The following is a 26317-nucleotide window of genomic DNA, read 5'->3' as shown; positions in this document are numbered from 1 at the left end:
TGCAGACGGTGGCCGTGTTCCGCCTGGCCGCCGACGCGCGCCCGGCGCCGCAGGCGGCCAGGGCGCGGGGCGAGGATCGTGCGGCCCCGTCCAGGCCGGTGCCGGCCGGACTGCGCCGCATCACCGCGCCGGCACCCGCCGCCGCGGACGTGGCCGACGGGCAGGACTGGCAGGAATTCTGACGCCTCCCCCTGCGTGCCGGCGCGGCCGGGCACGCGGCGTCGGATGGGCCGGCCCCTTCGCGGGGCCGGTTTTTCTGTGGGCCGGTGCCCCGGCCCGGACGGGCCGTCAGGCGATGGCGATGCCGGCCGCCTCCAGCGCGGCGCGGGTGGGCGCGTCGCCCTCCGGCGTGACCGGACGGGTCAGCTCCCACAGGAAGCGCACACGGAAACCGGCCGCCGCTGCGTCCTGCGCGGTCCACAGCACGCAGTAGTCGCGCGCCAGGCCACACACGTGCACTTCGGCGATGCCGCGCTCGCGCAGCCAGCCGGCCAGCCCGGTCGGCGGGCGGGTGCCGTCGGGGCCGTGGTTCTCACGGAAGGCGCTGTAGGAATCCACCTGCGGGCGGGTGCCCTTGCGCAGCACCAGGTCGGCGGCGCTCCAGTCCACGCGCGGATCCAGCGCGGCGCCGGGCGTGCCCTGCACGCAGTGGTCCGGCCACAAGGTCTGCGGCTGGCCATGCAGCCGGATCTGCTCGAACGGCCGGCGGCCGGGATGGCTGCTGGCGAAGGAGGCGTGGCCGGGCGGGTGCCAGTCCTGGGTGGCGACCACGGTGCGGTACCGGCGCTGCCGCAGCAGCGCGGAGATGTCCGCCACGATGGCGTCGCCCTCGTGGCAGGGCAGCGCGCCGCCGGGCATGAAGTCCGGCTGCAGGTCGACGACGATCAGGGCGGTGGATTCGGGATGCATGGCGTGCGGGGCGGGCCGCGCCGGCGCCGGGCCGGCGCGGCCGCCCGGGTCTCAGGCGATGGAGGCCTCGTAGATGGACTGGATGGAGGCGTCCAGGGCGCGGTTGAACTCCTCGTCGCTCTGCTGCGCGGTCAGGCCTTCGGTGAGCGCGCGGCTGAAGCTGGCGATCACGCCCGGATTGCGGGCCAGCAGGGCATTGGCCTCCTCGCGGCTGTAGCCGCCGGACAGCGCCACCACGCGCAGCACCGACCTGTGCTCGACCAGCTCGCGGAAGAAGCCGTCCACGCTGGGCAGGGTGAGCTTGAGCATCACCGGGGTGGCCGGGTCGATGGTGTCCAGGCGCTGCAGGATGCCGCGCTTGAGCTCGGCCTCGATCGCGGCCTTGTCCGGGGCCTTGATGTCCACTTCCGGCTCGACGATCGGCACCAGGCCGGCGGCCAGCACCTTGCGCGCCAGCTCGAACTGCTGGTCCAGCACCGCGGCGATGCCGGCGGGGTTGTTGGCCTTGATCACCGAACGCTCCTTGGTGCCGAACACGCCCTTGGCCTTGGCCGTGGCCAGCAGCTCCTCCAGGCCGGGGATCGGCTTCATCAGCTGCACGCCGCCGTCCTCGGCCTCCAGGCCCTTGTCGATCTTGAGGAACGGCACCACGCGCTTGTCCTCCCACAGGTAGCGCGCGGCCTCCTTGCCGGCGAAGCTGCCGTCGAGGGTGCGCTCGAACAGGATCGCGCCGAGGATGCGCTCGCCGGTGAACGCCGGGCTGGTGACGATGCGGGTGCGCATCTGGTGGACCAGCGCGAACATCTCATCCTCGTTCGAGTACGCCGACTCGTCGATGCCGTACAGCTTCAGGGCCTTGGGCGTGCTGCCACCGCTCTGGTCGAGCGCGGCGATGAAGCCCTTGCCGGATGCGATGCGGTCCCGCTGTTCCTGGTTGATGGTCACGACTGCTCCCTTGGCGTTGAAGGTGGAACGGATGGGCGAATCTTAGCCTCCCGCGCGTGGCCGGACCGTAACCGCGGCTGGCGACAGCGCTGTCGTGCGGGCGCCCGGCGGGCGCCGGCGGTGGGACCGTCTTGGACCCATGCATGCCGCCGCCGCCGTTCCCGCCGCTCCGCCGCCGGCCGACGCCGCGGCGCTGCGCCGCTTCCTGGACCGCCACCGCCGCCTGTTCGTGCTCACCGGCGCCGGCATCAGCACCGGCTCGGGCATCCCCGACTACCGCGACGCCGACGGCGCCTGGAAGCGGCCGCAGCCGGTGTCCTACCAGGCCTTCACCGGGCAGGCGGCGGTGCGGCGCCGCTACTGGGCACGCAGCCTGGCCGGCTGGGCGCCGTTCGCCGCGGCGCGGCCCAACGCCGCCCACCACGCCCTGGCCGCGCTGGAGCGGCAGGGGCGGATCGGACTGCTGGTGACCCAGAACGTGGACGGCCTGCACCAGCGCGCCGGGAGCACGGCGGTGGTGGACCTGCACGGCCGCCTGGGCCGGGTGGTGGGCCTGGACTGCGGCGCGCGCACGCCGCGCGCGGGCCTGCAGCCGCGCCTGCTGGCGCTCAACCCCGGCTGGGAGCGGCTGCTGGCGCGGGTGGCGCCGGACGGCGACGCCGGCCTGGAGGCCGACTTCTCGGAATTCCGCGTGCCGGACTGCGAGGCCTGCGGCGGCCTGCTCAAGCCGGCCGTGGTGTTCTTCGGCGAGGCGGTGCCGCGGGCGCGGGTGGAGGGGGCGGTGGCCGGCCTGCACTGCTGCGACGCCGTGCTGGTGGTGGGCTCCTCGCTGATGGTCTATTCCGGCTACCGCTTCGTGCGCCTGGCCGCCGAGGCCGGCCTGCCGGTGGCAGCGGTGAACCGGGGTCGGACCCGCGCCGACCCGCTGTTGCGGCTGAAGGTGCAGGCCGACTGCGGCCAGGTGCTGGCGGCGCTGGCCGGCGGTGATCCGGCCGCGACGCAGTGATCCGCCGTTGGCGTTGAAGCGGGACCGGCGCGGCGCTGGAATGCGTCCCTCCGGTTCCCGTGACGTCCATGAGCCTGCTGTTCACCCCGCTCGACCTCGGTCCGCTGTCCCTGCCCAACCGCATCGTCATCGCGCCCATGTGCCAGTACTCGGCGCACGAGGGCTGCGTGTCGGAGTGGCACCACATGCATCTGGGCAACATGGCCCTGTCCGGGGCCGGCCTGCTGATCCTGGAGGCGACCGCGGTGGAGCCGCGCGGGCGCATCACCCACGCCGACCTGGGCCTGTGGAACGACGACCAGGAGGCGGCGCTGGCCGCGCTGGTGGCCGTGCTGCGGCGCTGGGCGCCGATGCCGCTGGGCATCCAGCTGGCCCATGCCGGGCGCAAGGCCTCCACCGTGCGGCCATGGGAGGGCGGCGGCCCGGTCGCCGCGGACGACCCGCGCGGCTGGACCACCGTGGCGCCCTCCGCGCTGCCGTACGACGCCGGGCACGGCGTGCCACAGGCGCTGGACGAGGCGGGCATCGGGGCGCTGGTGGAGGCCTTCGCCGCATCGGCGCGGCGCGCCGCGCGCATCGGCCTGGACCTGGTCGAAATCCACGCCGCGCACGGCTACCTGCTGCACCAGTTCCTCTCGCCGCTGAGCAACCGCCGCCAGGACGCGTACGGCGGCAGCCTGGAGAACCGCATGCGCCTGGTGCTGCGGGTGTTCGACGCGGTCAGGGCGGCGCTGCCGCCGCAGGTGGCCGTGGGCGTGCGCATCTCCGCCACCGACTGGGTGGACGGTGGCTGGGACCTGGAGCAGAGCCTGGCGCTGGCACGCGCGCTGGACACGCGCGGCTGCCACTTCATCCACGTCTCCAGCGGCGGCCTGGATCCGCGCCAGCGGATCGAGGAGGCGCCGGGCTACCAGGTGCCGTTCGCGGCGGCCATCCGCGCGCAGGTGCGTATGCCGGTGATCGCGGTGGGCCGGATCACCCGGCCGCGCCAGGCCGAGGCCATCCTCGCCGAGGGCCGTGCCGACGCGGTGGCGCTGGCGCGCGGCATCCTCTACGACCCGCGCTGGCCCTGGCACGCTGCCGCCGAGCTGGGCGCGCAGGTGCGCCCGGCGCCGCAGTTTCTGCGCTGCGAGCCGAAGGAGGCGCGCGGGCTGTTCGTCCGCTGAGGCCAGGGCCCGGGACGGCGGCGGTAACAGATGCAACCGGCGCCCACGCGCGGCGCCGGCCTCGCCTACCATGGCGCCCGTATGCGCCACGACCACATCCTCGCCCTGGTCTGCCCGGACCGCACGGGCATCGTCTACCGGGTCAGCGGCCTGCTGTTCGAGCAGGGCTGCAACATCCTCGACGCGCAGCAGTTCGGCGACCCGGAAAGCGGCCGCTTCTTCCTGCGCGTGCACTTCGACGTGCCCGCGCCGGAGGCGCTCGGGCAGGTGCGCGCGCGCTTCGCGGAGGCGGCCGCCGCCTTCGGCATGGACTGGCAGATCCACGACGCGCGCCGCCGCGCGCGCCTGCTGGTGCTGGTCAGCCGCCAGGGCCATTGCCTCAACGACCTGCTGTTCCGCACCCACAGCGGCCAGTTGCGCGCCGACATCGCCGCGGTGGTGTCCAACCATCCGGACTTCGCAGCGCTGGCGGCTTCCTACGGGGTGCCGTTCCACCACCTGCCGGTGGACGCAGGCAACCGCCCGCAGCAGGAGCAGGCGATCCTGGACCTGGTCGAGCGCGAGCAGGTGGACCTGGTGGTGCTGGCCCGCTACATGCAGGTGCTGTCGCCGCGCATGTGCCAGGCCCTGGCCGGGCGCGCGATCAACATCCACCACAGCTTCCTGCCCAGCTTCAAGGGCGCACGCCCGTACCACCAGGCGCACGCACGCGGGGTCAAGATCATCGGCGCCACCGCCCACTACGTCACCGCCGACCTGGACGAGGGGCCGATCATCGAGCAGGACGTGGCGCGCGTGGACCACGGCATGACCCCGCGCGACCTGATCCGCGTCGGCTCGGACATCGAGTCGCAGGTGCTGGCGCGCGCGGTGCGACTGCACGTGGAGCACCGCATCCTGCTCAACGGCCACCGCACCGTGGTGTTCCGCTGAGGCCGCACGGCGGTCGCGTCAAGTGCCGCTTTTCCATTCCCCCCGGTATGGGGCCGATCCGCGGAAAGCCTTGGGGCGCCTGGCTTTCCGCTGCACCGCAATAAAATTCACATTCGTGTGAGTGAGTATTGACGGCGGCTGCCGGGGCCGGCAGTATCCGGGCCGCACCCGCGTTTTAACCAGCATCCTGGGAGGGATTCGGAGATGGGGCGTCGTCTGCTGGCGGCCGCGTCCGCGGCCGCGTTGTTCGCCATGCCTGTGTCGCTGCTGGCGCAGGCCACCAACTAGGCCATCGAGGCCGAGCGCCAGGCCGCCGCGCCTGCCGAGCTCGACACGGTGGTCGTCACCGCCACCCGCCGCAGCGAGCCGTTGAAGGACGTGCCGCTGAGCGTGACCGCGCTGTCGCAGGAGGAGCTCGACTCCAAGGGCATCGTCGGCTACGAGGGCCTGGGTTATGAGACGCCGGGCGTGGTGCTCAACCGCGCCAGCGCCAACTTCAACAACTTCACCGCCCGCGGCATCGCCACCAACGGCTACGGCGCCGGCCTGCAGAGCACGGTGGCCATCTACATCGACGAGCTGCCGATCTCCGCCAACGGCAACTCCACCGTGCTCGACCCGAGCCTGTACGACGTGGAGCGGGTGGAGTTCCTGCGCGGTCCGCAGGGCACGCTGTTCGGCTCCGGCTCGCTGGCCGGCGCCCTGCGCATCATCACCCGTGCCCCGGACCCGAACGCCTTCGACGCCTCGTTCCTGGCCGACCTGGGCATCACCGGCTCCAGCGCGCTGCGCCAGCGCTACAACGCCATGGTCAACGTGCCGCTGGCGGAGGACCGCCTGGCCCTGCGCGTGGTCGGCTTCGCCCGCAACGAGGAGGGCTACATCGACAACGTCGGCACCGGGGTCGAGGACGCCAACAGGCTCAAGGCCTCCGGCGGCCGCGTCACCCTGCTGTGGGAGCCGACCGACCGCCTGTCGGCGCAGCTGCGCGTCTCACGCGAGGAGAGCGCGCCGGAGGATTCGTTCCTGGTCAACCCGGAGCTGGGCAAGGACAAGCGCTACTCCGACCGGCCGGACCTGTTCACCGGCACGATGACCAACTACAACGCCACCATCAACTACCAGTTCGATGGGGCCAGGCTGACCAGCTCCTCGACCCTGTCCGACTACGAGGCGCTGTTCAACGTGGACCTGGCCGGCACCTACGGCCATGCCTTCGCCTTCGCCCTCGACGCCCCGGCCGAGTACCGCACCTTCGTCCAGGAGACGCGCCTGGTGTCCGACACCGGCGGCCGCTTCGACTGGGTGCTGGGCGCCTTCTACTACAAGCGCGACCGCGACGTTTATTACGCCTACCGCTCCAACGAGGACTACCTGGCGCGCAGCGGCATCACCGGCCTGCCGGACGAGTACTATCTGAAGTTCCACTCCTACGACGTCACCCGTGAGCAGGCTCTGTTCGGCCAGCTGACCTGGCGCTTCACCGACGACCTGTGGGCCAACCTGGGCCTGCGCTACGGCAGCATCGAGGCGCAGGGCTTCACCCGCGAGGGCGGCTACAACTCCGACTACCTGACCCTGGCCTACTACTGCAGCTTCTTCAACGTCTGCGGCCTGCAGGCCACGCTCACCCCGGTCGAGGCGGCCACCGGCGTCAAGGCCAGGGAGACCGCGCCCTCGTACCGCGCCAGCCTGTCGTGGCGGCCGACGCCGTCCATCACCACCTACGCGGCGGTGGCCACCGGCTTCCGCGCGCCGATCGTCAACGCCCAGGCCGGCAACGCCAGCACCCTGGACCCGGACGACATCGTCATCCCGTATGGCGCCGACTCCGACGAGCTGGTCAGCTACGAGCTGGGCATGAAGGGCCGCTGGCTGCAGGGCCGCCTGGCCGGCAACATCGCCCTGTACTACATCGACTGGAACGACATCCAGGTGCAGGCCAACCGCGTCTCCGACTCGGTGCAGTTCGTCACCAACATCGGCGGCGCCTACAGCCGCGGCGTGGAGTTCGAGCTGATGGCCATGCCGACCCTGGGCTGGACCTTCGCCCTCAACGGCGCGTTCAACCAGACCAGGGTGGACGACCTGACCGCGGCCGAGGCGGCAATCTCCGGCACGGTGAAGGGCGCGCGCCTGGCCGGTCCGAAGTTCAGCGGCTCGTTCACCGCCGCCTACGACTTCGACCTGTTCGACAACGCGGCCGGCAAGGCCTCGCTGGCGGTGGTGCACGTGAACGGCTTCCCGAACTCGTTCCCGTACGTGCCGGGCCAGCCGGGCGTGCCCAGCGCGACCTTCGGCCACACCGACAGCTACACCTTCGTCAACGCCACCCTGGCGGCGGTGTTCGAGAATTGGACGGTCGGCCTGTACGCCGAGAACCTGTTCGACGACCGCTCGGTGACCTACGTGCACCCGGAGGCCTTCCTCGACGGGCGCTTCGCCACCCTGCGGCCGCGGACGGTGGGCGTCCGCGTCGGGTACCAGTTCTGATGGCCGGCATCGCGGGCCATACGGGCACCGCACCGGGCGCGCCAGTGGCGCGCCCGGGCCCGTATGCGTGGTTCGTGCTGGCGATCCTGTGCTTCGTCTACGTCCTGAACTTCCTGGACCGGCAGCTGCTGTCCATCCTGGCCAAGCCGATCCAGGACGAGCTGGGCGTGAGCGACAGCCAGCTGGGCCTGATCGGTGGCCTGTACTTCGCCATGTTCTACTGCATCCTGGCCATCCCGGTCGGCTGGCTGGCCGACCGCGGCAACCGGGTGCGGGTGCTGGCCTTCTCCTGCGCGCTGTGGAGCGCGGCCACCGCCGCCTGCGGTATGGCCTCCAGCTATCCGCAGCTGGTGGCCGCGCGCATGACCGTGGGCGTCGGCGAGGCCGGCGGCGTTCCGCCGTCGTACGCGATCATCTCCGACTACTTCCCCTCGGGCACCCGCGGCACCGCGCTGAGCCTGTTCAACCTCGGCCCGCCGATCGGCCAGGCCCTGGGCGTGGCCTTCGGCGCCTCCATCGCCGCCGCCTACTCCTGGCGCCAGGCCTTCATCTGGGTCGGCGTGGTCGGCGTCATCACCGCCACCGCGGTATGGCTGCTGGTGCGTGAGCCGGCCAAGGGCGGCCTGGACCGCGGTGCCGTCCCGGCCCCCGCGCCGGAGGCGGGCAAGGGCGGGGCGCCGTTCTGGCCGACCCTGCGCGCATTCTTCGCCAGCCCGGTGCTGCGCGGCATCGCCCTGGCCTGCGGTGCGACCCAGTTCATCACCTACGCCATGCTCAACTTCACCGTGCTGATGCTGATGCGCGAGAAGGGCATGAGCCTGGAGCAGGTGGCGGTGTGGTACGCGCTGGTGATGGGCGTGGGCATCGCCGCCGGCATGGCCGCCTCCGGCTGGCTGATCGACCGCCTGGCGCGCCGCTCCAAGGCCGCCTACGCCTGGCTGCCGGCCCTGGGCCTGGCCCTGGCCGTGCCGCTGTTCATCGCCTTTGTCTCGGCCGGCAGCTGGCAGCTGGCGCTGGCGTTCCTGCTGCTGCCCACCGGCCTGAACTACTTCTACCTGTCGCCGGCGGTGACGCTGGTGCAGGAGGAGGTGCGCCCGGACCAGCGCGTGCTGTCCGGCGCGCTACTGCTGCTGGTGATGAACCTGATCGGCCTCGGCCTGGGCCCGACCTACCTGGGCGCGGCCAGTGACTTCTTCCGCGCGCAGGGTACCGAGCGCCCGCTGCAGATGGCGTTCTACTCGCTGCTGCCGTTCTACGCGCTGGCCATTGGCATGTTCCTGCTGGTGGCGCGGCGCATCCGCCAACAGACCATGCAGGAGGCAAACCGATGATCCGTTCCGCCGCCCGCCTGTGCATCGCCGCCGCGGCGCTGTGCTGCGCCCTGCCGCTGGCGGCCCGCGAAACGCAGGGCCCGGTCGTGGAGGCGCCGGCAGGCGCCGTGCGCGGCCAGGCCGTGGACGGGCTGCACGTGTTCCGCGGCATCCGCTACGCCGAGGCCCCGGTGGGCCAGCTGCGCTGGAAGCCGCCCGTGCCGGCGCGCCGCTGGGACGGCGTGCGCGACGCCACCCGTTTCGGCGCGTCCTGCCACCAGCCACCCTCGCGTCCGGGCAGCCTGTATGCGCCGGCGGAGATGCCGGCGATGAGCGAGGACTGCCTCTTCCTCAACGTGTGGGCGCCGCAGGACGCCAGGGACGCGCCGGTGTTCGTGTGGATCCACGGCGGCGCCCTGTCCGGCGGCACCAGCAGCGACCCGATGTACGACGGCGCCGCGCTGGCGCGGCAGGGCCTGGTGGTGGTCTCGATCAACTACCGCCTGGGCGTCCTCGGCTATCTGGCGCATCCGGACCTGAGCAGGGAGTCGCCGGAGGGCGTGTCCGGCAACTACGGCCTGCTCGACCAGATCGAGGCGCTGCGCTGGGTCCAGCGCAACATCGCCGCCTTCGGCGGCGATCCGGGCAACGTCACCATCGCCGGCGAGTCGGCCGGCGCGCTGAGTGTGATGTACCTGATGGCCTCGCCGCAGGCGCGCGGCCTGTTCCACAGGGCCATCGCCCAGAGCGCCTACATGATCACCATGCCGGCCCTGCGCGAGACCGTGCACGGCACGCCGTCGGCCGAGCAGACCGGCCTGGAACTGAGCCGCAGGCTGGGCGTGCGCGGCCTGGCGCGGCTGCGCGCGATGGATCCGCAGGAGCTGACCATCAAGGCCGCCCTGGCCGCGTACATGCCGCTGGGCAACGTGGACGGCAAGGTGCTGCCGGCGCAGCTGGTGGACGTGTTCGACCGCGGCCAGCAGGCGCCGGTGCCGATCCTGGCCGGCTTCAACGAGGGCGAGATCCGCTCGCTGCGCTTCCTGCTGCCGCCGCCGCCGGCCGACGCGGCCACCTACGAGGCCGAGATCCGCGCCCGCTACGGCAGCCTGGCCGAGGCCATGCTGGCCCGCTATCCATCCACCGACCTGGACGCGGCGATGCTGGCCACCACCCGCGACGCCATGTACGGCTGGACCGCCGAGCGCCTGGTGCGCGCGCAGACCGCGCTGGGCCAGCCTTCGTACCTGTACTTCTGGAACCACGGCTATCCGGCCATGGACCAGTCCGGGCTGCACGCCTTCCACGCCAGCGAGATCCCGTACGTGATGGGCACCCGGGCCGGTACCCCGCCGGCCTGGCCGAAGGTGCCGGACACCACGGCCGACAACGCCATGGCCCGGGCCACCCGCGAGTACTGGGCCTCGTTCGCCCGCGACGGCAGGCCGGCGGCCGCCGGCCTGCCGGCGTGGCCGGCCTATGGCGAGGCACGCGCCTACATGGCCTTCGCCGGCACCCCGCAGCCGGGCGAGCACCTGATGCCGGGCATGTTCGAGCTGGTGGAGACGGTGGTGTGCCGCCGCCGCGCGCAGGGCGACCAGCCCTGGCACTGGAACGTGGGCGTGATTGCGCCGGTGCTGCCCGAAGGAGTGGCTGGATGCCCGTGATGCACGGCCAGATGCAGGACTGGCCGCTGACCCTGGACAAGTTCTTGGAGCACGGCGCCAAGTGGCATCCGCAATCGGAAGTGGTGACCGCCGGCGTGGGGGATGACCGCACCGGCTACGCCGAGCTGCACCGGCGCGCGCGCCGCGCCTCGGCGGCGCTGGCGGGCCTGGGCATCGGCCGCGGCGACATGGTCGCCACCCTGGCATGGAACACCCGCGCGCACATGGAGGTGTGGTTCGCGGTGATGGGCATGGGTGCGGTCTGCCACACCCTCAACCCGCGCGTGGGCGAGGCCCACCTGGGCGCGATGCTGGCGCAGTCGCAGGCGCGCCTGGTGGTGGCCTCGGCCGACCTGGTGCCTTTGGCGCAGCGCATCGTCGGCCGTGCCGGCACCGGCGCGCGCATCCTGGCCATCGACGCCGGCGCCGCAGAGGCCGGCGTGGAGGCCTTCGAAGACCTGCTGCAGGCCGCCGCCGGCGAGGTGCCCTGGGGCGGTTTCGACGAGCACAGCCCGTGCGGGCTGTGCTTCACCTCCGGCACCACCGGCGCGCCCAAGGGCGTGACCTACACCCACCGCGGCGTGTTCCTGCACACCCTGCGTGCGCTGCAGGCCGACACCATGGCCCTGTCCCGGCGCGACAGCGTGCTGCTGGCCGTGCCCATGTTCCACGCCAACGCCTGGGGCGTGCCGTTCGCCGCCCCGGCGGTGGGAGCGAAGCTGGTGCTGCCCGGACGCCACCTGGACGGCGCGCGCCTGGCCGGGCTGATCAACCGCGAGTCGGTGACCGTGGCCATCGGCGTGGCCACGGTGTGGCTGGGTCTGGTGGACCACCTGGACGCGCACGGTGGCGAGGTGCCTTCGCTGCAGCGCGTGCTGGTCGGCGGCGCGCCGATGGCGCCGGCGCTGATGCGCCGCATCGAGGAGCGCCTGGGTGTGGAGGTGCAGACCAGCTGGGGCATGACCGAGCTTTCCCCCACCGGCACCGTGGCCCTGCCGGGCGATCCGCAGCGCGCCGCACACCTGTCCGGGCGCCCGGCGCTCGGTGTGGACCTGCTGCTGACCGACGCCGAGGGCGTGCCGCTGCCGCGGCAGCGCGGCTGCGAGGGACACCTGCGCGTGCGCGGCTCCAGCACCGTGTACCGCTACTTCGGCCAGGAGGAGCCGGCGGTGGACGCCAACGGCTGGTTCCCCACCGGCGACCTGGCGCGGATCGACGAGCACGGCAACCTGACCATCACCGGGCGGGCCAAGGACCTGATCAAGTCCGGCGGCGAATGGATCAACCCGGCCGAGATCGAGGAGATCGTCGGCCGCATCCCCGGCGTGTCGCTGGCCGCGGTGATCGGCCGCGCCCATCCCAGGTGGGGCGAGCGCCCGGTGCTGGTGGTGGAGCTGCGTCCGGGCGCGGAGCTGGACGACGCCACGCTGCTGGACGCGCTGCGCGGCGAGGTCGCCTCGTGGTGGGTGCCGGACGAAGTCATTCGCGTGGAACGCATGCCTTTGGCAGGGACCGGCAAAATTGACAAAATGCGGCTCAGGGCCGAGTTCGGCTGCGCGCAGCGGCGGCAGGAGGCGTGATGTCTCCGGTCCGCGCATATCCGAAGCGGCATGGGAGGCTGCAGGGTGCCAGCAAAGGCTACGACTTCCAGAACCCGCCAGGGCGGCGACGGGACGAAGCGCACGAAGGCCGTCGGTCCGCGGCGCATGACCAAGGCCGAGCAGCGCGCGGAGATGACCGAGCAGATCCTCGACGCGGCCGAGCACCTGTTCTCGCGCGAGGGCCTGTACGGGGTGACGCTGAAGGACGTGGCCAAGCGGGTGGGCGTGCACCACACGCTGGTCAACTACTACTTCCACGACAAGCAGACGCTGTTCGACGCGGTGATCGCGCGCCGCGCCGGCGTCACCAGCAGCGCTCGCATGCAGGCGCTGGACGCCTACGAGAAGGCCTGCCGGGGCAAGCCCACCGTGGAAGGCGCGCTGCGCGCGTTCCTGGACACCGACCTGGACCTGTACAGCCAGGGCGGCGAGGCCTGGAAGAACTACGGCGCGCTGGGCGCGCTGATGTCCAACACCCGCCACGGCGCCGAGCTGATGGACCAGCACTTCGATCCGGTGGTGCTGCGCCTGATCGGCCTGCTGCGGCAGGCCATGCCGGAGGCGGCCGACGAGGACATCTTCTGGGGCTACCACTTCGTCACCGGCGCGCTGATGCTCACCCTGGCGCGCACCGGGCGCATCGACCGCCTCTCCGGCGGCCTGTGCCGCTCCGACGACTACGAGGCGGTCAAGGCCCGCATGGCCAGGTTCATGGCCGCGGGCTTCAAGGCCATCTGCAAACCGCGGAAGGGGACGCGCGGCAAGTCCGGCTGAGCCCGGCCGGCGCACTCCCGTTCCGCACCAGACGACAGACGGGAGTTCGATGATGCCACTTGAGGGACGTACTGCGATCGTCACCGGCGCCGGCGGCGGCCTGGGCCGCCAGCACGCGCTCTACCTGGCGCGCAAGGGCGCGCGCGTGCTGGTCAACGATCTGGGCCAGGACGCGGCGATGGCGGTGGCCGACGAAATCCGCGCGGCCGGCGGCCAGGCCCTGGCCTTCGCCGGTTCGGTGACCGACGAGGCCGCGGTCGGCGAGATGGTCGGCCGCGTGCTGGCCGAATGGGGCCGGATCGACATCCTGGTCAACAACGCCGGCATCCTGCGTGACAAGAGCTTCGGCAAGATGGACCTGGCCGACTTCCGCCTGGTGGTGGACGTGCACCTGATGGGCGCGGCGATCTGCTGCAAGGCGGTGTGGGATGCGATGCGCGGACAGAAGTACGGCCGCATCGTCATGACCACCTCCTCCAGCGGCCTGTACGGCAACTTCGGCCAGGCCAACTACGGTGCGGCGAAGATGGCGCTGGTGGGCCTGATGCAGACCCTGGCCATCGAGGGCGCCAAGTACGGCATCAAGGTCAACTGCCTGGCGCCGACCGCGTACACGCGGATGATGGAGGGCATCCTCCCGCAGGAGCAGCTGGACACGCTGGATCCGGCGCTGGTCAGCCCGGCGCTGCTGCCGCTGGTGGTGGAGGACGCGCCCACCCGCGCCATCCTGTGTGCCGGCGCCGGCCATTTCGCCCGCGCCTATGTGACCCTGACCGAGGGCACCTTCGTCGGCGGCGGCGAGGACGCCGGCGAGCGCCTGATGATGGCCTGGGACGCGGTGTCCAGCAGCACCCACCAGATCGTGCCCGAGTACGGCTTCACCCAGGCCGAGCGCGAGGTCGCCAGCGCCTGGCGCCACGCCGCCAATCGAACCTGAGCCGGGCCGCGCCCGTGCACCGCCGCGGGGAACCGCCGCGCCGCGGTTCCCCGGCTTCCGCATGAACAGGGAATTCCCATGACCGACGTGTTCATCGTCTCGGCCGTGCGCACGGCCATCGGCACCTTCGGCGGCAGCCTGCGCGACGTGCCGCCCTCGGACCTGGGCGTGGCCACCGCCCGCGAGGCCATCGCCCGCGCCGGCGTGCCCGCCGGCGCGGTGGGCCATGCCGTGTACGGCCGGGTGCGGCCCAGCGAACCGGCCGACGCCTCCTGGCCCGGGGGATCGCGGTGAAGGCGGGTGTGCCGGTGGAAACCCCGGCGCTGCCCGTCAACCGCCTGTGCGGCTCCGGCCTGCAGGCCATCGTCTCGGCGGCGCAGGCGCTGATGCTGGGCGACTGCGAGGTGGCCCTGGCCGGCGGCGCCGAGTCCATGAGCCGCGTGCCGTTCCAGCTGCCGACCCAGCGCTGGGGCCGCAAGCTGGGCGACGCGGTGCTGGTGGACGGGCTCAACGAGGGCCTGAAGGATCCGTTCGACAAGGTGCTGATGGGCGTCACCGCCGAGAACGTGGCCGCGCGCCACGGCATCGGCCGCGAACGCCAGGACGCGCTGGCCGCCGAGAGCCACCGCCGCGCCGCCCGCGCCATCGCCGAGGGCCGCTTCGAGGGCCAGATCGTGCCGGTGAAGGTGGGCCGCCGCGGCAGGGAGACCGAGTTCCGCGTGGACGAGCACGTGCGCCCCGGCACCAGCGTCGCGGAGCTGGCCGCGCTGCGCCCGGTGTTCAAGGCCGACGGCACGGTGACCGCGGGCAATGCCTCGGGCATCAACGACGGCGCCGCCTCGGTGGTGCTGGCCACCGGCGAGGCGGTGCGCCGCCATGGTCTGAAACCGCTGGCGCGGCTGGTGGCCTACGCCCACGCCGGCGTGGAGCCGCTGTACATGGGCATGGGCCCGGTGCCGGCGGTGCGCAGGGTGCTGGCGCGCGCCGGGCTCACCGTGCAGGACCTGGACGTGGTCGAGTCCAACGAGGCCTTCGCCGCCCAGGCCTGCGCGGTGGCCGACGCGCTGGGCTTCGACCCGGAGAAGACCAACCCCAATGGCAGCGGCATCTCGCTGGGCCATCCGGTCGGCGCCACCGGCGCGATCATCACCGTCAAGCTGGTGCACGAGCTGCAGCGCACCGGCGGCCGCTACGGCCTGGCCACCATGTGCATCGGCGGCGGCCAGGGCATCGCCGCGGTGTTCGAGCGGACCTGACCGGGCCGGCGCGGTGCGCGGGGGCCGGCCGGCGGCTATGCTCGGCCGGGATCCCAACAGGAGGTGGTCGATGCGTCCGGTTCCCTGCCTGCTGTCCCTGCTGCTGGCCGCGCTGTCGGCCCTGCCCGCGTCGGCCGAGGTGGCGCGCGCGCAGCGCCCCGAGGTGGCCGAGGCCGCGCAACGCCTGCGCGACCAGGTCGTCGCCTGGCGGCGCGATTTCCACCGGCATCCGGAGCTGTCCAACCGCGAGGAGCGCACCGCCCGCGTGGTGGCCGAGGCGCTGCGACGCATGGGCCTGGAGCCGCGCACCGGCATCGCCGGCCACGGCGTGGTGGCGGTGGTCCGCGGCGGCCGCCCCGGCCCGCGCATCGCCCTGCGCGCGGACATGGACGCGCTGCCGGTGGCCGAGCGCACCGGCCTGCCGTTCGCTTCCACGGCCACCGCCGAATACCGCGGGCAGACCGTGGGCGTGATGCACGCCTGCGGCCACGACGCGCACACCGGCATCCTGCTGGGCGTGGCGCGCGCGCTGGTGGACATGCGCGAGCGCCTGCCCGGCGAGGTGCTGCTGGTGTTCCAGCCGGCCGAGGAGGGTGCGCCGCCGGGCGAGGAGGGCGGTGCGTCGCTGATGCTCAGGGAGGGCCTGTTCGACGCGTTCCGCCCGGAGGCGGTGTTCGGCCTGCACGTGTTCTCGTCGGTCCAGGCCGGGAAGATCGCGGTGCGCGGCGGCCCGCTGATGGCCGCTTCGGACCGCTTCGCGATCACCGTGCGCGGCCGGCAGACCCACGGCTCGAGGCCGTGGGGCGGCATCGACCCGATCGTGGCCGCGGCCGACCTGGTCGGCACCGCGCAGAGCATCGTCAGCCGCCGCACCGACATCGCCCGCCTGCCGGCGGTGGTGACCTTCGGCGCGATCAACGGCGGGGTGCGCTACAACATCATCCCGGACGAGGTGGAGATGGTCGGCACCATCCGCACCTTCGACCCGCAGATGCGCGAGGCGATCCTGGCCGACCTGCGCAACGTCGCCCGGCACGTGGCCGCCGCGCACGGCGCCACGGTGCAGGCGCAGGTGCCCGAGGGCGAGGGCAACCCGGCCACGGTCAACGACCCGGCCCTGACCGCGCGCATGCTGCCGAGCCTGCAGGCGGTGGTGGGCACGGAGAACGGGTACGAGCCGCCGCTGCAGATGGGCGCGGGGGACTTCGCCTACTACGCGAAGGAGGTGCCGGCGATGTTCTTCTTCGTCGGCGCCACCGCGCCGGGCATCGATCCGGAAACGGCCCCGTCCAACCACTCGCCGGAGTTCCTGTTGGACGAAACCGCGCTGGACGTGGGCCTGCGCGCGCTGCTGCAGGTGGCCCTGGACTACCTGGAAGGCGCCGGCGCCTGAGCGCACGCCGGCGCCTGGCGGTGGCCGGCTACAGGCCCAGCCACTGCCGCAGCGGGTGCGACGGGTCGGCCAGCAGGCGCGCGGCCAGCAGCAGCGACACCGTCACCAGCAGCGGCCGGACCAGCTGCGCACCGCGGCGCACGGCCAGGCGCGAGCCCAGGTGCGCGCCGAGCACCTGGCCGGCGCCCATCACCAGGCCGACCTTCCACAGCACCGTGCCCGAGGCCAGGAACACCGCGAAGGCGCCGAGGTTGGAGCCGAAGTTGAGGAACTTGGTGTGGGCGGTGGCCTTGAGCACCGGATAGCCGGCCAGGGCCACGAAGCCCAGCATCAGGAACGAGCCGGTGCCCGGCCCGAACACGCCGTCGTAGAAGCCCACCACCGGGACGAAGCCGGCGCCGAAGGCCAGCGGGCCCAGGCGCCGCTGCCGCTCCACCGTGCCGATGTCGCGCTTGAGGGCGAAGTACAGGGCGATGCCGGCCAGCAGCAGCGGCAGCGCCGCGCGCAGCCATTGCCCCGGCACCACGGTGGCCAGCATCGCCCCGCACGCCGCGCCGGCCGCGGCGGCCGTGGCCATGGGCAGCTGCGCGCGCAGGTCCACCAGGCCGTGGCGCGCGTAGTTCCAGCTGGCCGAGCCGGAGCCGAACAGCGACTGCAGCTTGTTGGTGCCCAGCACCTGCAGCGGCGGGATGCCGGCCAGCAGCATGGCCGGGATGGTGACCATGCCGCCGCCGCCGGCGATGGCGTCGATGAAGCCGGCCGCCACGGCGGCCAGGAACAGCGCCGGCAGCAGGTGCAGGGCAAGGTCGGTCACGGCGTGGGGCGCGGTCGCGGATGCGCTTACAGGTCGAAGCCCAGCAGCAGCGGATCATGGTCCGAGCTGCGCCACGGGCCGGGCTCGTTGCGGCCGGCGTAGCCGGCCTCGTCCGGCTCGTCGGCGTTGACGTGCCACTCGGCGGCGCCGCGCAGGTGCGCGGCCAGCGCCGGGCTCAGCAGGGCGTGGTCCAGGCGCCCGCTGTGGCCACGGTAGACATAGCTCCACGGCCGTTCCACCCCGGCCACCTCGAAGGCGTCGCGCCAGCCGCCCTCGCTGCGCAGCCAGTGCAGCGGGTCTTCCATGGCGTAGGCGTTGAAGTCGCCCAGCAGCACCACCCGCTCCAGGTCCGGGCCCAGCGGCCGGCCGGCCAGCCACTGGTGCAGGCGCCGGGCCGATTCCAGGCGCAGCGCGTTCCAGCAGCCCTGGCCGTCGCCCTGGTCGGCGTCGGCGCCTTCGGCCTCGCTGCAGCCCTTGGACTTGAAGTGGTTGGCCACCACCACCAGCGGCACGCGCCCGCCCTTGCGCACGAAGGCCTGGGCCAGCGGCACGCGGCTGCGCTGGCCGAACGGGCCGCCTTCCAGCATCGCGGGCCGGCCCCTGGGCACGACCCGGTCGGCGCGGTAGATCAGGCCCACGCGGATGGTGTCCCCGCCCGGGCCGTGGCCGGTGTCCACGAAGCGCCATTGCGCGCCATCGGCGTTGAGCGCCTCCACCAGCTGGGCGATGCTCGACTCCGGTCCGTAGCCGTCGTTCTCCAGCTCCATCAGCGCGGCGATGCCCGCGTCCAGCGCCTGGATGGTGGCCACCAGCTTGGCCAGCTGCGCGCGCATGGCCGCCTCGGTCCTGGCGCCGCGCGGGGTGGGGAAGCCGCCCCCGCGGCCGTCGCCGTTGAACAGGTTCTCCAGGTTGAACGCCGCCACCTTCAGCGTGCCCGGCACGGTGGGCGGGGCCGGGCGCGGCGCCGGCTGCAGCGCCAGCGGCGCGGTCAGCTGCAGGCGCCAGCTGCCGTGGCGGTGCTCGAGGATGCCCTCGGCCGCGGTGATGGTGCTGCCCACGCGCGGCGCGCGGCCGCCTTCCAGGTAGGGCACCGGGCCGTGCGGGCGGCCGCTGCCGCCGTCGTCCAGCAGCAGGCGCAGGCGCGCGTTGTCGGCCGCGATGCGGGCGTGTTCGGCGCTGCCCGGACGGGCCAGCTCCGCCGGCTGCCACAGGCGTCCGCCGAAGCTGGCCAGCAGCTCGCCGTACCGCCCCAGATCGTGGCTGCCGGCCACGGTGAGCGGGGCCTGGATGCGCCCGGCCATGCCTTCCAGCGGCTCCCAGTCCCCGGGCACGGCGGTGATCAGCTGCGGCTGCGGCGTCCGGCCGGGGCGGCAGGGGCCGACGGCGGCCGCCTCGATCGCGGTCAGGCTTTCGCGCCCGGAGCCCAGCTCGGCCACGGTGCCGCGCACCCGGCAGCGCGCGCCCACCGCCAGCGTGTCCGGCGCGGCCACGCCCTCCGGCAGGCGCACGAAGATGCCGTCGGAGGTGCGCGGATCGCCGTCGCCGCCGTCCTGCAGGTAGAAGCCTTCCAGCCCGGTGCGGAAATCCGCAGTCACCGTGCCTTCGACCGTGACCGCCTGTCCAAGCAGCGGACTGCGCGCGTCCGCGCCCTGCACCTGGCCGATGGCGAGCGGGCTGGCGGCATCGCAGGCGAAGGCGGCGGCGCACAGCAGCAGCGACCAGGCGTGACGGGACGGACGGGGGGACATGGCGGATCTCCGTGGACGTAAACGCAAGACGCCGCCCGGAGGCGGCGTCTGTGCGGATGCGGGTGGGGCTTACTGCAGGTTGGCCAGCATCCAGTCGACGGTGGCCTGGACCTGCTCGTCGGTCAGCGCCGGGTTGCCGCCCTTGGGTGGCATCACGCCGGCCGCACCGGTGAAGCCCTCGATGGCGTGCCGGTACAGGGTTTCCTTGCCCTGGGCGATGCGCGCGGCCCAGGCGCCCTGGGTCAGGGTCGGGGCGTTGCCCACGCCGGTCTTGTGGCAGGCGCCGCAGAGGTTGTCGAAGATCACCGCACCGTCGGTGGTGCCGCCGTAGGCGACCTGCGAGGCGGCCGCGGCGGCGGCCGCGGCGGCGGCGGCCGCCTGGGCGGCGGCGCCGGTCTCGCCGGCGTAGACCGCGCCGACCGGGGCGATGCGCTCCTCGGTGCGCTTGGCCGCGCTCGGCGAGACCTCGGGCGGGATGCGGGTGTGCAGGTAGGCGGCCAGGAGGATCAGGCCCAGGGTGAGCACGGCCAGCAGGCCGATCACCATCGAGAAGCGCTTCAGGAATTCAAGGTCGTAGTTACGCACATCCCATCCTTATGGCGCGTGGCCCCGGCCACATGCTGACCGGCGATTATAGAGCATGGTCTCCGCCCGGCCGGAAGCGGTGCCGCCCCGGTGGCGCGCGCGTCCCAGGCATCGCAGCGGCCTGGTGCGGCGCAGCAGGCACGGGGCCCGGCCCGGCACCGCGGCCGCCGGGGCCGGCCTGGCGCCAACCGGCCGCAATCCCGGTGCCTGCGGGCTTTTCCCGCGTCCCGGGCGGGGCCGGCCGCGGCCGCCGGGCCCGCCCGGCGGATTCCCGGAGGGGGCCGGAGTTGACAGCGCTGCCAACCGTCCGGAAGCCTCTGCGCCGAGCCTGCCCCGTGCCGCGGGGCCGGGGTGCATCCACCTGACGCGGAGGGACCACCTTGACCAGCAGCATGCTTCCAGGCGCCCGCGTGCCGGGCATCCGTTTCCGCTTTCCCCTGGCCGCCGCGCTGGCACTGGCGGTGGCACTGCCCGGCGGCGCCGCGCCGGGGCAGGATGCCGGCGATGGCCGCATCCATCCGGAGCGCTGGCCGCAGGTGCAGTGGCCGTTGCCGCCCGATCCGGCGCTGGAGCGCCAGGTCGAGGACCTGCTCTCGCGCATGAGCTTGGAGGAGAAGGTCGGCCAGGTGGTGCAGGGGGACATCGCCAGCATCACCCCGGAGGACGTGCGCCGCTACCGCCTGGGCTCGATCCTGGCCGGCGGCAGTTCCGACCCCGGCGGCCGCTACAACGCCCCGCCCGCCGACTGGCTGGCCCTGGCCGACGCCTTCTACGAGGCCTCGATGGACACCTCCGGCGGGCACAACGCCATCCCGGTGATCTTCGGCATCGACGCGGTGCACGGGCAGAGCAACGTGGTCGGCGCCACCCTGTTCCCGCACAACATCGGCCTGGGCGCCACCCGCAACCCGGAGTTGATCCGCCAGATCGGCCGTATCACCGCCATCGAGACCCGTACCACCGGCATGGAGTGGACCTTCGCGCCCACCGTGGCGGTGCCGCAGGACGACCGCTGGGGCCGCACCTACGAGGGCTATTCGGAGGACCCGAAGCTGGTGGCCGGCTATGCCGCGGCCATGGTCGAGGGCCTGCAGGGCAAGCCCGGCACGCCGGAGTTCCTCGACGCCCACCACGTGGCCTCGTCGGTGAAGCACTTCCTCGGCGACGGCGGCACCACCGACGGCCGCGACCAGGGCGACACCCGGGTCAGCGAGGAGGAGCTGCGCGACGTGCACGGCGCCGGCTATCCGCCGGCGGTGGCGGCCGGCGCGCAGATCGTGATGGCCTCGTTCAACAGCTACCACGGCACCAAGCTGCACGGGCACAAGCCGCTGCTGACCGACGTGCTCAAGGGCCGGATGAACTTCGGCGGCTTCGTGGTCGGCGACTGGAACGGCCACGGCCAGGTCGCCGGCTGCACCAAGGACGACTGCCCGGCGGCGCTGCTGGCCGGCCTGGACCTGTACATGGCGCCGGACAGCTGGAAGGGCGTGTACGAGAGCACCCTGGCCGCGGTGAAGGCCGGCACCATCCCGATGGAGCGCCTGGACGACGCGGTGCGGCGGATCCTGCGGGTGAAGTTCCGCCTGGGCCTGTTCACCGCCGGCAAGCCTTCGCAGCGCCCGCTGGGTGGCCGCTTCGAGCTGCTCGGCGCGCCCGAGCACCGCGCGGTGGCGCGGCAGGCGGTGCGCGAGTCGCTGGTGCTGCTGAAGAACAACGGCGGCCTGCTGCCGCTGGATCCGCGCAAGCGCCTGCTGGTGGCCGGCAGCCACGCCAACGACGTCGGCCGCCAGTCCGGTGGCTGGACCCTCAACTGGCAGGGCACCGGCACCACCCGCGCCGACTACCCCAACGCCGACACCATCTGGGAAGGCATCCAGCGAGCGGTGCAGGCGGCCGGCGGCAGCGTCGAGCTGGCCGAGGACGGCCGCTACACCCGCAGGCCGGACGCGGCCATCGTGGTGTTCGGCGAGGAACCCTACGCCGAGTTCCAGGGCGACCTGGCCAACCTGCTGTACAAGCCCGGCGACGATTCGGACCTGGAGCTGCTGCGCCGGCTGAAGGCCGACGGCATCCCGGTGGTGGCGGTGTTCATCAGTGGCCGCCCGCTGTGGGTCAACCGCGAGATCAACGCCGCCGACGCCTTCGTCGCCGCGTGGCTGCCCGGCTCGGAGGGCGCCGGCGTGGCCGACGTGCTGCTGCGCACCGCCGACGGCGCCATCGCCCACGACTTCAAGGGCAAGCTCAGCTTCTCCTGGCCGCGCCGCGCCGACCAGTACCGCAACAACGTCGGCCAGCCGGACTACGACCCGCTGTTCCCCTACGGCTACGGCCTGACCTACGCGGACAAGGGCGACCTGCCGCCGCTGCCGGAGGACTCGGGCATCCGCGGCGAGGCCGCGCCGGTGGGCGTGTACTTCGTGCGCGGCCGGGTCGCGGCCGGCATGGCGATGCGGCTGGAGGACGCCGGCGGCGGTGCGGTGCCGGCCGACGCAGTGCCGGCGGCGCTGCCGGACCGCAGCCTGGCCCTGCGCGGGGTGGACCACAACGCGCAGGAGGACGCGCGGCGCATGCAGTGGTCCGGCCAGGCGCCGGCGGCGGTGGCGCTGCTGGCCGAGCGGCCGCAGGACCTGTCCCGCGAGACCAACGGCGACGTGCTGCTGGTGCTGACCCTGCGCCGCGAGTCGGCGGTGGCCGGGGCGGTGGGCGCGGAGGGGGACTGCGGCGAGGACTGCGGCGCCAGCCTGCCGCTGCAGGCGGCGCTGGCGCGGCTGCCGGAGAACGCCTGGACCACCCTGGGCCTGCCGCTGAAGTGTTTCGCCGCCGCCGGCGCCGACATGACCCGGCTGCAGACCCTGCTGCGCCTGCGTGCGGACGGCCCGCTGGCGCTGTCGGTCTCGCGCGTGGCCCTGGGCTCGCTCAGCGACGCCGAGCACGTGGCCGGCTGCCCGGCCGCCAACTGAGTTCACCGGGGAGGCGCGCCGCGCCGCCCACCTCCCTTGCGCCCGCCGCCGTGCGGGCGCTTTTCTTTGGACGCTCAGGCCGCGCGCGCGTCGGGCACGATGCGCAGCGGATCGTCCCACCGCGCCAGCAGCTCGGCCTGGCGCGCCAGCGCGCGCTGCAGGTGCGCCTCCTTGACGTGGCCGTAGCCACGGATCTGCTCGGGGATGCGTGCGATCTCCACCGCCAGGTCCAGGTTGCCGGCATCCAGCCTGGCCAGCAGGCGCCCGACGGTGGCGAAGTAGTCGTCGATCAGCTGCCGCTCCGCGCGCCGCTCGGCGGTGCGGCCGAACGGGTCGAAGGCGGTGCCGCGCAGGAACTTCAGCTTCGCCAGCCAGCGGAACGCGGTGAGCATCCACGGGCCGTACTCGCGCTTGACCAGGCGGCCCTGCTCGTCGCGGTCGGCCAGCAGCGGCGGGGCCAGGTGGAAGCGCAGGGTGTACCCGCCCTCGAACTGCTGCTGCAGGCGGCGCAGGAACGGCCCGCTGGTGTACAGCCGCGCCACCTCGTACTCGTCCTTGTATGCCATCAGCTTGAAGGCGTAGCGCGTCACCGCCTCGGTCAGCGCGGTGGAGCCGGGCACGCGCGCCTGCTCGGTGGCGCGCACGCGGTCCACCAGCTCGCGGTAGCGGCGTGCGTAGGCGGCGTCCTGGTAGTCCGTGAGGAAGCGCTCGCGGCGGGCGATCAGCTCGTCCAGGTCGCGCGACAGGCGCAGATCGTCCACCGGCAGCAGGACAGGTTCGCCGGGGCCGTGCTCGGGCAGGACCTGGCGGCCGTGGCCGTGCTCCTGCGGGCGCGGCGCGCTGGGGCTGCCCCACTCGCTGCCTTCCCACTGTCCCGGCGGCAGCTCGCGCAGCTCGGCGGCGCGGCCCGCGTCGTGGCCGCCGGCCCCGACCTGCAGGCCGGCGGCGCGGGCCACCGCCTCCGGGTCCACCGCGGCCAGGCGGCCCCAGGCGAAGGCCTGCCTGTTCATCTCCACCGCCGCGCCGTTGAGCTCGATGGCGCGCATCAGCGCCGCGTGGGACAGCGGCACCAGGCCCAGCTGCCAGGCGTAGCCGAGCATGAACAGGTTGGTGGCGATGGCATCGCCAAGCAGCGCGGTGGCCAGCTGGGTGGCGTCGAGCAGGCGCGGCTGCCGCCCGCCCAGGGCCAGGCGTACCGCGGCGATGATCTCGGCCGCGGGGAAGTGCAGGTCCGGGCGGGTGGTGAAGCTGCCAGGCATGGCCTGGTAGGTGTTGAGCACCACCTCCGAGCGCTCCGGGCGCACCTTGGACAGCGACCAGTAGTCGTTGACCACCACCATGTCGCAGCCCAGCACCAGGTCGGCCTCGCCGGCGGCGATGCGCACGGCGTGGATGTCCTCCGGGCGCCGCGCCAGGCGCACATGGGTGGTCACCGCGCCGCCCTTCTGCGCCAGGCCGGTCTGGTCGAGCACGGTCGCGCCCTTGCCCTCCAGGTGGCCGGCCATGCCCAGCAGCGCGCCGATGGTGACCACACCGGTGCCGCCCACGCCGGTGATCAGGATGTTCCAGGGCCGCTCCAGGCCGGTGCGCACCTGCGGCTCGGGCAGGTTGTCGAGCAGGGCCTCGGCCTGCGCGCGCGGGCCCTTGCGCAGGCGCCCGCCGTGCACGGTGACGAAGCTGGGGCAGAAGCCCTCGACGCAGCTGTAGTCCTTGTTGCAGTTGGACTGGTCGATCTGGCGCTTGCGCCCGAACTCGGTCTCCAGCGGCAGCACCGAGACGCAGAAGCTCTTCTGCCCGCAGTCGCCGCAGCCCTCGCACACCAGCGAATTGATCACCACGCGCCTGGCCGGGTCCTCGAGCTTGCCGCGCTTGCGCCGGCGCCGCTTCTCGGTGGCGCAGGTCTGGTCGTAGATCAAGATCGACACGCCCTTGACCTGGCGCAGGCGCCGCTGCACTTCGTCCAGTTCCTTGCGGTCGTGGAACTCCACGCCCGGCGGGAACAGGTCGCGGCGCGACCATTTGCCGATGTCGTCGCTGACCACGACGATGGTGTGGATGCCCTCGGCGCGCATCTGCCAGGCGATGTCCGGGACGCTCAGCACGCCGTCCACCGGCTGGCCGCCGGTCATGGCCACCGCGTCGTTGTAGAGGATCTTGTAGGTGATGTTGACCCCGGCGGCGACGGCCTGGCGGATGGCCAGTGAGCCGCTGTGGAAGTAGGTGCCGTCGCCGAGGTTCTGGAACACGTGCCCGGTCTCGGTGAACGGCGCCTGCCCCGCCCAGGTGACGCCTTCGCCGCCCATGTGGGTGAAGGTGTCGGTGTTGCGGTCCATCCACGTGACCATGTAGTGGCAGCCGATGCCGCCGAGCGCGCGCGAGCCCTCGGGCACGCGCGTGCTGGTGTTGTGCGGGCAGCCGGAGCAGTAGTGCGGCACGCGCGGGAAGTTGGCGCGCGGCAGCGCCATCTCCGCCTCCTTCTGCTCCATCCAGCGCAGGCGCTGCTCGATGGACTCGGTGGTGAAGAAGCGCTGGATGCGCCGGCCGATGACGCCGGCGATGGTGGCCGGGGTCAGCTCGCCGGTGGAGGGCAGGATCCACTCGCCCTGCTCGTCGTACTTGCCGACGATGCTCGGCCGCCGGCCCCAGGCCTCCGGCCAGTTGTAGAACTGCTCCTTCATCTGCCGCTCGATGAAGGCGCGCTTTTCCTCCACCACGACGATGTCCTCCAGCCCGCGGGCGAAGGCGGCGATGCCCTCCGGTTCCAGCGGCCAGCTCATGCCGACCTTGTACACGCGGATGCCGATGTCGCGGCAGGCTTCCTCGTCCAGACCCAGGTATTCCAGCGCCTGCAGCACGTCCAGGTAACTCTTGCCGGTGGTGACGATGCCCAGCCGCGCGCGCGGCGAGTCCAGCACGATGCGGTCGATCCGGTTGGCGCGGGCGAAGGCCTGCGCCGCGCGCACCGCGTAGCGGTGCAGGCGCATCTCCTGCTCCAGCGGCGGATCGGGCCAGCGGATGTTGAGTCCGCCCGGCGGCAGCTCGAAATCCTCCGGCAGCACGATCCGGCGCGCGAACGGGTCCACGTCCACCGAGGCGGAGGATTCCACCGTCTCGGCGATGGTCTTGAAGCCGATCCAGCGCCCCGTGTAGCGGCTCATCGCCCAGCCGACCAGGCCCAGGTCGAGGATGTCCTGCACCCCGGCCGGGTTGAGCACCGGCATCATCGCGCTGACGAACTCGTCCTCGCTGCCGTGCGGCAAGGTCGAGCTGCGGCAGGCATGGTCGTCGGCGGCCAGCGCCAGCACGCCGCCATGCCTGGAGGTGCCGGCGGCGTTGCCGTGCTTGAACACGTCGCCGCAGCGGTCCACGCCCGGGCCCTTGCCGTACCACATGGCGTACACGCCATCGACCTTCGCCCCGGGGAACAGGTTGGTCTGCTGCGTGCCCCAGACCATGGTCGCGCCCAGGTCCTCGTTGAGGCCCGGCTGGAAGCGCACCTTGGCCGCTTCCAGGTGCTTGCGCGCGCGCCACAGTTCCAGGTCGAAGCCGCCCAGCGGGCTGCCGCGGTAGCCGCTGATGAAGCCGGCGGTGTCGAGCCCGGCCGCCGCGTCGCGCAGCTGCTGCATCAGCGGCAGGCGTACCAGCGCCTGCACGCCGGACAGGGAGATGCGGCCCTTCTGGCGCGTATACCGGTCCTCCAGCGTGTACTGGAGGTCGACCGGGGCGGAGGAGGGAGCGGGGGGGACGGTGCTGTTCATGGCGGGCCCTGTGCGGCGGGCGCGACCGGGCGGCGCCGGCCGGGGCGGATGATAACAAG

General features: G+C 73.1%; 20 protein-coding genes. 14 read left to right on the top strand and 6 right to left on the bottom strand.

The annotated features are described in order from the left end of the window. Nucleotides 1-182: hypothetical protein (locus tag CR938_RS04645; RefSeq protein WP_211365175.1), on the top strand; the 182-nt coding region annotated here is incomplete at its 5' end. 106 nt (nucleotides 183-288) lie between these two features. Here the strand turns inward: CR938_RS04645 and pncA are convergent. Further along, entirely contained in the window at nucleotides 289-909 is a 621-nt protein-coding gene (pncA, locus tag CR938_RS04640; RefSeq protein WP_162123886.1) for a bifunctional nicotinamidase/pyrazinamidase, read from the bottom strand. Nucleotides 910-960: 51 nt separating this feature from the next. Continuing rightward, entirely contained in the window at nucleotides 961-1854 is an 894-nt protein-coding gene (locus tag CR938_RS04635; RefSeq protein WP_211365174.1) for a fructose bisphosphate aldolase, read from the bottom strand. 139 nt (nucleotides 1855-1993) lie between these two features. On the opposite strand from CR938_RS04635, the gene CR938_RS04630 reads away from it, so the two are divergent. The 12 genes from CR938_RS04630 (at nucleotide 1994) to CR938_RS04580 (ending at nucleotide 16390) form a co-directional block, all read left to right on the top strand. Further along, nucleotides 1994-2860 (top strand): NAD-dependent protein deacetylase, encoded by an 867-nt coding sequence (locus CR938_RS04630; RefSeq protein WP_162123885.1) that lies wholly within the window; start codon nucleotides 1994-1996, stop codon nucleotides 2858-2860. A gap of 68 nt (nucleotides 2861-2928) precedes the next feature. Continuing rightward, nucleotides 2929-4026 (top strand): NADH:flavin oxidoreductase/NADH oxidase, encoded by a 1098-nt coding sequence (locus CR938_RS04625; RefSeq protein WP_162123884.1) that lies wholly within the window; start codon nucleotides 2929-2931, stop codon nucleotides 4024-4026. An 81-nt stretch (nucleotides 4027-4107) separates the two neighbouring features. Continuing rightward, a complete protein-coding gene (purU, locus tag CR938_RS04620) occupies nucleotides 4108-4959 on the top strand; it encodes a formyltetrahydrofolate deformylase (RefSeq protein ID WP_162123883.1) in 852 nt (283 codons plus the stop codon). Between the two features lie 336 nt (nucleotides 4960-5295). Then, entirely contained in the window at nucleotides 5296-7452 is a 2157-nt protein-coding gene (locus tag CR938_RS04615; RefSeq protein ID WP_211365173.1) for a TonB-dependent receptor, read from the top strand. Further along, nucleotides 7452-8783 carry a spinster family MFS transporter gene (locus CR938_RS04610; protein WP_162123882.1) on the top strand — a complete coding sequence of 444 codons (1332 nt, stop codon included), beginning with the start codon at nucleotides 7452-7454 and terminating at the stop codon, nucleotides 8781-8783. Before CR938_RS04615 ends, CR938_RS04610 begins: the two co-directional genes overlap by 1 nt. After that, nucleotides 8780-10429, top strand: coding sequence for a carboxylesterase/lipase family protein (locus tag CR938_RS04605; RefSeq protein ID WP_162123881.1), 1650 nt, complete (start codon nucleotides 8780-8782; stop codon nucleotides 10427-10429). The genes CR938_RS04610 and CR938_RS04605 overlap by 4 nt, the downstream gene beginning before the upstream one ends. Then, nucleotides 10420-12009 carry an AMP-binding protein gene (locus tag CR938_RS04600; protein WP_162123880.1) on the top strand — a complete coding sequence of 530 codons (1590 nt, stop codon included), beginning with the start codon at nucleotides 10420-10422 and terminating at the stop codon, nucleotides 12007-12009. Before CR938_RS04605 ends, CR938_RS04600 begins: the two co-directional genes overlap by 10 nt. Before the next feature lie 126 nt (nucleotides 12010-12135). Beyond that, nucleotides 12136-12804, top strand: a complete 669-nt coding sequence (locus CR938_RS04595) for a TetR/AcrR family transcriptional regulator (RefSeq protein ID WP_170296518.1) — start codon at nucleotides 12136-12138, stop codon at nucleotides 12802-12804. Nucleotides 12805-12856: 52 nt separating this feature from the next. Next, nucleotides 12857-13741 carry an SDR family NAD(P)-dependent oxidoreductase gene (locus CR938_RS04590; protein WP_162123879.1) on the top strand — a complete coding sequence of 295 codons (885 nt, stop codon included), beginning with the start codon at nucleotides 12857-12859 and terminating at the stop codon, nucleotides 13739-13741. A 78-nt stretch (nucleotides 13742-13819) separates the two neighbouring features. Then, on the top strand, nucleotides 13820-14035 hold the full coding sequence (locus tag CR938_RS14780) for a thiolase family protein (protein WP_281350219.1): 216 nt from the start codon (nucleotides 13820-13822) through the stop codon (nucleotides 14033-14035). Continuing rightward, nucleotides 14032-14997, top strand: coding sequence for an acetyl-CoA C-acyltransferase (locus tag CR938_RS04585; RefSeq protein ID WP_281350218.1), 966 nt, complete (start codon nucleotides 14032-14034; stop codon nucleotides 14995-14997). Before CR938_RS14780 ends, CR938_RS04585 begins: the two co-directional genes overlap by 4 nt. 70 nt (nucleotides 14998-15067) lie before the next feature. After that, entirely contained in the window at nucleotides 15068-16390 is a 1323-nt protein-coding gene (locus CR938_RS04580; RefSeq protein WP_162123878.1) for an amidohydrolase, read from the top strand. Nucleotides 16391-16418: 28 nt separating this feature from the next. Here the strand turns inward: CR938_RS04580 and CR938_RS04575 are convergent, their stop codons facing one another. The 3 genes from CR938_RS04575 to CR938_RS04565 all read right to left on the bottom strand — a co-directional run bounded on the left by CR938_RS04575 (nucleotide 16419) and on the right by CR938_RS04565 (nucleotide 19537). After that, a complete protein-coding gene (locus CR938_RS04575; protein ID WP_162123877.1) occupies nucleotides 16419-17204 on the bottom strand; it encodes a TSUP family transporter in 786 nt (261 codons plus the stop codon). Nucleotides 17205-17230: 26 nt separating this feature from the next. Next, on the bottom strand, nucleotides 17231-18952 hold the full coding sequence (locus tag CR938_RS04570) for an ExeM/NucH family extracellular endonuclease (RefSeq protein WP_162123876.1): 1722 nt from the start codon (nucleotides 18950-18952) through the stop codon (nucleotides 17231-17233). 69 nt (nucleotides 18953-19021) lie between these two features. Next, nucleotides 19022-19537: a c-type cytochrome gene (locus tag CR938_RS04565; protein WP_162123875.1), complete on the bottom strand. Its 516-nt coding sequence runs from the start codon at nucleotides 19535-19537 to the stop codon at nucleotides 19022-19024. Between the two features lie 392 nt (nucleotides 19538-19929). Between CR938_RS04565 and CR938_RS04560 the strand changes: the two genes are divergently transcribed. After that, nucleotides 19930-22500 (top strand): glycoside hydrolase family 3 protein, encoded by a 2571-nt coding sequence (locus CR938_RS04560; RefSeq protein WP_162123888.1) that lies wholly within the window; start codon nucleotides 19930-19932, stop codon nucleotides 22498-22500. 74 nt (nucleotides 22501-22574) lie between these two features. Here the strand turns inward: CR938_RS04560 and CR938_RS04555 are convergent, their stop codons facing one another. Then, a complete protein-coding gene (locus CR938_RS04555) occupies nucleotides 22575-26258 on the bottom strand; it encodes an indolepyruvate ferredoxin oxidoreductase family protein (RefSeq protein WP_162123874.1) in 3684 nt (1227 codons plus the stop codon). Between the last annotated feature and the right edge of the window lie 59 nt (nucleotides 26259-26317).

The organism is Pseudoxanthomonas taiwanensis, assembly GCF_010093135.1.
In the GTDB taxonomy this organism is placed as follows: domain Bacteria; phylum Pseudomonadota; class Gammaproteobacteria; order Xanthomonadales; family Xanthomonadaceae; genus Pseudoxanthomonas; species Pseudoxanthomonas taiwanensis.
This window is presented reverse-complemented; position numbering and strand designations above follow the sequence as displayed.